Below are 6,744 nucleotides of genomic sequence, written 5' to 3' on the forward strand. Positions count from 1 at the left end.
AAATTGACCATCACCGCACCTTGCGAACGGGTTTTCCAGAGGTGATTTGGGGGCCAGGAAAAACACCCGAACAGATTGCGGGGATTATGGAGGCGATGCGATCGCGCAACCCTGTCGTCATGGCAACGCGGATTGAACCGGCAGTCTATGCCCAGTTGCAGGAAAAAGTGGCAGGTCTCCAATATTACGCTTCGGCGCGAATCTGTGCCATTTCTCCTGCCACCCTAGAACCCCAGTATTCGGGCACCATTGCCATCCTCTGTGCCGGTACTGCCGATTTATCCGTCGCTGAGGAAGCAGCGGTTACAGCAGAACTTTGTGGCTTCCAGGTGAAGCGCCTCTGGGATGTCGGCGTCGCGGGTATCCACCGCCTGTTAAGTAACCGTCACGTCATTGAATCGGCGAATGTGCTAATCGTCGTTGCCGGGATGGAAGGTGCTTTACCCAGCGTCGTCGCTGGTTTGGCTGATTGTCCCGTGATTGCAGTTCCCACCAGTGTCGGCTATGGTGCGAGTTTCGGCGGACTTGCGCCACTCCTGACAATGCTAAACTCTTGTGCAGCAGGGGTGGGCGTAGTGAATATTGATAATGGCTTCGGTGCGGCTATCTTAGCTGGACAAATTTTGAGAACGGCGCACAAACTGAAATCATCTGAGCAGTAGAGTGGTACTGCCCGCTCATGCTATGAGGGCGAGCAAATCACTTATATGCTGTTTAATGATGGAGAGATTTTGATGATATTTTTACCCATCAGCGAAACCCGATGCCTACCTCCAAGACAGAATCAAAGCAACTTCTAGAACGCTTAATTTTTGAAGATGAACGTCCTAAAGACTGGGTACAAGATGTTTGGGGATTGAGTCCCACTTTGGGAGACAGCGCTGCCAAATTACTAGAAGTTTTTGAAGCGTTGATTGAGTGCTGTCCTGAAGAGAAATTAGAAAATTTATTGCAAACTTTGTATCAGGATTCGCTTGAGTAATTATTTTAATTAAGGACGCGATCGCACCCTTTTTTAATTGAAAGAAGCGATCGCCATCAGGATGCGATCGCTTCTAGGGAACTTGCGGGCAATTTTCTTAATACATTACCCGCCTTACACCAGACCACAGCGCTTTAGGCTTAAGCAGCTTGGTTAGACTCATTCAAGGCAGAACGCTTATTCAGCGATAGCATCACGCGAGAAACTCCCGTGGACAGAACGCTGGCACCCACCAGGGTTCCAATCAACCAAGGGGCATTGAAGGGCCACTGGAACCAAATCATTGCGCCCAATACCAGCGTAATGATGCCGTCTGTCAGTACCCATGTCCAATTCTGTTGCGGACGCACCCGGAATGCCAGGATCAGGTTAAATACACCTTCGGTCAGCAAAAAGCTACCTAGCAACAGAGTCAGCGTCAGGACACCTGTTAAGGGGTAGAAAAATAGCATTACGCCTGTAGCAATGTAGAGGGCGCTCAACAGGAGTTTCCAAATGAAACCTCCTTGCTCGCGGGTTTGAAAGGCATAGACCGCCTTGGTCGCTCCCGCACTCGCTAAGATCAAAGCAATCCAAGTCTCAGCGACAATTGTCGAGACATTCGGTACAGCGATCGCAACTATCCCCAAAACAATCAGTAGAGCGCCAGTCAAAAGCGATCCATTAATACCTTTGTTCTTGTTGATATCAGTAGAAACGTCGGTTGTCATACAAATTTTTTTTTCTATGCACGAGTGGGCTATATATTCAGGCTAAGAAATTTCTCATGAACTGGATAGAACCTTAAGGTAGACCACCCAGCCACACTAAGCTCTACCCACTGATATAGTTTGCGATCGCACTTTCCCGACAATTAATCCCGTCAATTTATGGGAGCGATCGCTTAGCTGTGTTAGACGGTGTTGAGCTTGAATTGACAGCAGAGCAAATTTTTGGCTGGTTGAGAATGAGAAGTTAATTGGTTAGGGTTGTCGTGCGGAAGCGATCGCACCTTTATTCTGTTTATATGTGTTGAGCTTGCAGGCAATCTTATTCAGGGCTGTACTAAACAGTCTCACTATTCGCTCCAACCTAATGGCAATCCCACTTTTCCCTTCATTCATTTGCGCGATTTGTTATGCAACGCTTCGCCAACCTACCCTTCCTGAGAGCGCATTCCCGCTTACATACAACTTTACTCCAAGCTCACAGCGCTGGTCTTGAATTTTTGTAGTGTGGGGGTGTTAGTTGCAATTCAAGCTTGCAGTTAATTGAGCTTTACTTATCATAATTTGATAGTAAAAGTAGCAAATTTATGGGCAGCAGAATCACTTTCTCATATAATACTTTCAGAGATTTACAAGACTTTTAGAGGCTCTTGACGAGGCAAATATTCATACACTCCTAACTTATGAACGAACCGAAAAATAGCAAAGCTCCTCAATGGGGCAGAATCCTTGTCGCTATTGGATTAGGAATGCTCGCAGTATCAATTGTACTGGTCTTCCTGGGAATTTCAGGTGCGGTGTTGCATAACGTACTACAACTGGGTGGAATTGCAGTTGCAGTAGTTGGTTTCATCTTGTGGAAAGTTGTCAAGGTCTGATGCAGACAACGTTTGCCCGCATCTTTACCGAAATTCAATTAAGCGATCGCATTTGTCTGTCAATTGATGGGCGCGATCGCTCATTCACAAGGCGAACACTCAATCAGGAATCAAACGCAAAGCGCAATCACTTTCGAGGTTCTTTTAAAACTTTCCAGAGAAAAAAGGCAGGATTTTGTCTTATTTGATTTGAATAATCTGTAAAAGGTTTATATCCTCTTGCAGCAGCAACAGCTAATCCAGCTATGCTCAAGCCTCCGGTTTGGATAGCAGTTGCAAGACTAGCTAGCAAAATAGTTCCATCAAGTATCCAAGAACTTCTTCTAATTTGTCTAACTCTTTGGCTGATAGCATGAAGTTGAACTTCAGTTAACTCATGAAGAGCATTTTCAGCTTTGATTTTTAGTTCTTCTGGATCTTTTATCAATCTCAAGTCTCTAAACTGTTTATCAAGATGTACTCTGAAGTTCTGGAACTCCTCACCATAGTTCATTCGTATATTCATGATTGTATCTATATCAACATTCTCTAAAAACGGCAGTTCTATATTCATCATAATGTTAGCCGTATTAGTTTTTATTTGCTCTTTAGGGGAGAAAACTTGGCTCAGAAGACTAAATACTAATTGTGATTCCGATAAATAAGCAGAGCCGAACTTTGCAGCCATCAAATTTTTTCTGAAAACACCATCATATAACTGCTTACATGACAAATAAAAAGACTGATTGACCCAGGCAATGAATTCATCTCGATCGGGAGGAGTGTTTAGTAATTTTATCGTGGCTGAAAATTCACCTTCTTGTCCATCAAGGACACTAGAATCAATTTCCCCCAGGGTATAAAAATAATGACAGCTGTTTAAATGCTCTCTGAATTGAATAGCAATTTCTCTACAGGGCTGTAGCTCTTTAAATTTGATAAGTCTCGGATTATTGGGTAATCGGTCTAGTGAATTGATAATAGCGTTTTCCTTGAAAAAATTGATGATTTGCTCAGGTAAGACATCATCAAATCCATTATTTGAGTAGAGAATAGGTAGCTGTTCTGGCGTTTCAAAAAAGTAACTTATCGGGAAAAATTTTACATAATCAGCAACTACCATTGGAGTGAGACTTTTCATGTAAGCTGCGACTTCGGCTAATTTTACCTTATCGACCAGTTCTTCATTCATACCATAATAAGTTTTTGTTGCTATAGTCAAACTATTTTCCTTATAGGTAAGGGCAAAGATAGGATCGCTTATTATGTATTGTTCGATGTAGAAAGCACTTTGTTTCAACAACATTAAGTCAGGAATCTCAATTCCTGAAACTACTTTAAAGCTAGATTGATTTGCTAAAACTTCTTCTTCAAGTTCACGCTGATTAGATAAACAGAACTCCCTATACTTACTTAGCTCATTCAGGATTTCTTGTTCAGAAATAGTCCTAAACTTATCTTGAATTAGCACATTGTCGAACAAAAAACTTTCAGCCAAGAAATCAAAAGCTCTAGAACCCATCGTTTCAACCATTCCTTGGGGTTATGCCCATGCTAGCGTATAGCTAGATAAGAAGGCAGACCTCATTACAACCTTTGAGAATAGTAGGATTGAGCCTAACAAAGGCAGCAAGAAACGATGCCCAAAACCGATTGCTCCTAAGCCTTTTGGAGCCTTCCGCATAAGGAATCTGGAAAACAAGACTTACTCAACTTCATCGGTGCGAGCGCACCCAATTAAACACTTGATTAACCGTCAAGTCTAATGAAACACCTTCCAGAACAGGTAAGAGATCGCTATCTCTCAGCAATGCCATCCGAGCATCTGACCACAGCACAATAATCACTCGTTCTGTCGGATCGATAAGCCACCCTAATTGAGTTCCTTCTTGCAGGCAAGTTTGAATTTTAGCAATCAATTTAGTGGTGCTTTGATCGGGTGAGAGAATCTCAATCATCCAATCAGGGGCACCTTCAACAGCGATATTCTCAGAAGGGACTCGGTCTTGGTGAATAACGGTAATATCAGGAACAACAGAATTACTACTTAAGATGCAGCGTAGCTCTGGAAAAGCTTCATAGGGTGAATCCGCTTGGTCAATTGCAGCCGTCAGCCGTTTCTGCAAGATGCTGTGGAAAGCTGTGGGCATAGATTTTTGATTTATTTGTCCGTCAATTAACTCCCAAGCTGGCGACTCCTCAATATTCGGCAGCTTCAGGAAGTCTTGCAGTGTGAGCCGTTGGGTAGTGGTAGCCATCAAGATTCGTAAGATTGCTTGTTACTTAGCGGTTAAAGCTAGGGTTGCGATAGGTATTGCCCACCGCAACCTTTGAGACTTATAGATTGAGTTTAACCAAGGCAGCGAGAATTGATGCTCAAAAGCGATCGCGTAACTTATGCCCCACAAGCGCGGCTTCTCTTGCCTACACTTTAAACTTCTCGGTAATCCGCTTCATTGCCTCATTGACATTTTCTCGGCTATTAAATGCCGAAATGCGGAAGTAACCTTCACCCGCAGCACCGAAACCAGAACCAGGAGTACCGACAACATTGCAGGTTTGCAGCAACTTATCGAAGAAATCCCAACTCGATAAACCATTGGGCGTTTTCACCCAAACGTAAGGCGCATTTACGCCACCATAAACCGCTAATCCGGCTGCTGTCAGTTGTTCGCGGATAATTTTGGCGTTTTCCATGTAGAAGCTAACTAGAGCCTTAGTTTGCGCTTGTCCTTCCTCGGAGTAAACCGCCTCTGCTCCGCGTTGCACGATGTAGGACACGCCATTAAACTTGGTAGACTGGCGGCGGTTCCACAGCTTCCACAGTTCCACATCAGAACCATCGGCGGCTTGTGCTTTCAGCGTTTTCGGCACAACCGTCAACGCACAACGGGTTCCGGTAAAGCCTGCATTTTTGGAAAACGAGCGAAACTCGATCGCACAATCTCTTGCACCTTCAATCTCGTAAATTGAATGGGGAAGCTCTGGATCGGTTATAAAAGCTTCGTAAGCCGCATCAAAGAAAATGATGGAACCATGAGCTTTCGCATAGTCTACCCACGCTTTCAGGTGTTCTTTGGTGGCGGTTGCTCCCGTAGGATTATTGGGGAAGCATAGATAAATTAAGTCAACTTTCTGCGAAGGAATCTCGGCGGTGAAGTTGTTCTCTGCGGTGATGGGTATATACACCAAGCCGCCAAACTCGCCCTTATCGTTAGCAGCGCCAGTGTGTCCCGCCATCACGTTGGTGTCTACATACACGGGATAAACCGGATCGGTGACAGCGATCGCGTTATCGTCGCCGAAGATATCGAGAATATTACCCGTGTCGCACTTAGAACCGTCGGAGATGAAGATTTCGGAAGCATCAACTTCGCATCCCCGCGCCTGGAAGTCATGCGCCGCAATTTTCTCCCGCAACCAAGCATAACCCTGTTCTGGGCCATAGCCTTTGAAGGAACCGCGATCGCCCATATCTTCAACGGCTTTAATCATCGCCGTGCGACACGCTTCTGGTAGGGGTTCGGTGACATCGCCAATCCCCAGGCGAATAATTTTTGCGTCAGCATTTGCCTCTGCGAAGGCATTCACCCGCCGCGCAATTTCGGGAAACAGGTAGCCAGCTTTGAGTTTGAGGTAGTTATCGTTAATCGTTGCCATGTTGAATCGCCACGAACGCCGTAAAATAGCTTACTGCCAATCGTCGCGTTACGATTCCACGGTTAATACTGTTGAGTGAATAAAGATTATAGATTGGGTCAGTGCGCTAGCGTCACTCCCCGATTACAGATAGCCAACTAGGATAAGCAAAAGAATCCTTAGCTTGCAACTTTGAACCAGGGTAAGTTTTGAACACCTGGCTGGCTACCGCTTGAAGATTATCCATCAACTTGTCATCTTCGCCTGTAGCTTCAAAAGCCAGACTCCACGAATCCTTGCCATTAATATCTAGCTGAGTGAGTTCAACAGCACAGTCTTGGTAAACACGCTGCGATCGCATCTTCTTCACATTAGACCTCTTGCGGAATTAAGAGAAATAAGCTAAATAGAGGAAGGATTAATTAACAGTTATAAACAACTAAATGAAATATAAACAAGCTTTGTCAAATTCACCATCTGACTTCAAAAGGCTGTATGGAGTGACACCAGAAACGTTTTGGGAAATGGTGCAAGTAGTGCGGGATGCCAAGCAGGGCAG

8 protein-coding genes are annotated in these 6,744 nt (G+C 44.6%); 3 read left to right on the forward strand and 5 right to left on the reverse strand.

What is annotated here, in order from left to right; all coding sequences use genetic code 11:
* Positions 1-662, forward strand: a 662-nt coding sequence (larB, locus tag H6F50_RS23365) for a nickel pincer cofactor biosynthesis protein LarB (protein ID WP_190430535.1), incomplete at its 5' end; no start/stop codon positions are given.
* 101 nt (positions 663-763) lie between these two features.
* Complete coding sequence (locus H6F50_RS23370; RefSeq protein WP_190430536.1) at positions 764-982, forward strand: hypothetical protein; 219 nt, start codon at positions 764-766, stop codon at positions 980-982.
* Between the two features lie 140 nt (positions 983-1,122).
* Here the strand turns inward: H6F50_RS23370 and H6F50_RS23375 are convergent, their stop codons facing one another.
* On the reverse strand, positions 1,123-1,692 hold the full coding sequence (locus H6F50_RS23375; protein ID WP_190430537.1) for an HdeD family acid-resistance protein: 570 nt from the start codon (positions 1,690-1,692) through the stop codon (positions 1,123-1,125).
* Positions 1,693-2,372: 680 nt separating this feature from the next.
* Here H6F50_RS23375 and H6F50_RS23380 point away from each other — a divergent pair.
* The gene (locus H6F50_RS23380; protein ID WP_190430538.1) at positions 2,373-2,567 is read left to right on the forward strand and encodes a hypothetical protein; all 195 of its coding nucleotides are present in this window, start codon (positions 2,373-2,375) and stop codon (positions 2,565-2,567) included.
* A 127-nt stretch (positions 2,568-2,694) separates the two neighbouring features.
* On the opposite strand, the gene H6F50_RS23385 is transcribed toward H6F50_RS23380, so the two are convergent.
* The 4 genes from H6F50_RS23385 to H6F50_RS23400 all read right to left on the reverse strand — a co-directional run bounded on the left by H6F50_RS23385 (position 2,695) and on the right by H6F50_RS23400 (position 6,546).
* Positions 2,695-4,080: a hypothetical protein gene (locus H6F50_RS23385; RefSeq protein WP_190430539.1), complete on the reverse strand. Its 1,386-nt coding sequence runs from the start codon at positions 4,078-4,080 to the stop codon at positions 2,695-2,697.
* A 181-nt stretch (positions 4,081-4,261) separates the two neighbouring features.
* Positions 4,262-4,804, reverse strand: a complete 543-nt coding sequence (locus H6F50_RS23390; protein ID WP_190430540.1) for a Uma2 family endonuclease — start codon at positions 4,802-4,804, stop codon at positions 4,262-4,264.
* A 166-nt stretch (positions 4,805-4,970) separates the two neighbouring features.
* Complete coding sequence (locus H6F50_RS23395; RefSeq protein WP_190430541.1) at positions 4,971-6,206, reverse strand: LL-diaminopimelate aminotransferase; 1,236 nt, start codon at positions 6,204-6,206, stop codon at positions 4,971-4,973.
* A 112-nt stretch (positions 6,207-6,318) separates the two neighbouring features.
* Positions 6,319-6,546: a hypothetical protein gene (locus tag H6F50_RS23400; RefSeq protein WP_190430542.1), complete on the reverse strand. Its 228-nt coding sequence runs from the start codon at positions 6,544-6,546 to the stop codon at positions 6,319-6,321.
* Between the last annotated feature and the right edge of the window lie 198 nt (positions 6,547-6,744).

Source organism: Coleofasciculus sp. FACHB-712 (genome assembly GCF_014695635.1).
Taxonomy (GTDB): Bacteria; Cyanobacteriota; Cyanobacteriia; order Cyanobacteriales; family FACHB-T130; genus FACHB-T130.

Bases quoted from the DNA above. Each gene is read 5' to 3' on its own strand.
- H6F50_RS23370 (WP_190430536.1), top strand. From the start codon at position 764: ATGCCTACCTCCAAGACAGAATCAAAGCAACTTCTAGAACGCTTAATT.
- H6F50_RS23375 (WP_190430537.1), bottom strand. From the start codon at position 1,692: ATGACAACCGACGTTTCTACTGATATCAACAAGAACAAAGGTATTAAT.
- H6F50_RS23380 (WP_190430538.1), top strand. From the start codon at position 2,373: ATGAACGAACCGAAAAATAGCAAAGCTCCTCAATGGGGCAGAATCCTT.
- H6F50_RS23385 (WP_190430539.1), bottom strand. From the start codon at position 4,080: ATGGTTGAAACGATGGGTTCTAGAGCTTTTGATTTCTTGGCTGAAAGT.
- H6F50_RS23390 (WP_190430540.1), bottom strand. From the start codon at position 4,804: ATGGCTACCACTACCCAACGGCTCACACTGCAAGACTTCCTGAAGCTG.
- H6F50_RS23395 (WP_190430541.1), bottom strand. From the start codon at position 6,206: ATGGCAACGATTAACGATAACTACCTCAAACTCAAAGCTGGCTACCTG.
- H6F50_RS23400 (WP_190430542.1), bottom strand. From the start codon at position 6,546: ATGCGATCGCAGCGTGTTTACCAAGACTGTGCTGTTGAACTCACTCAG.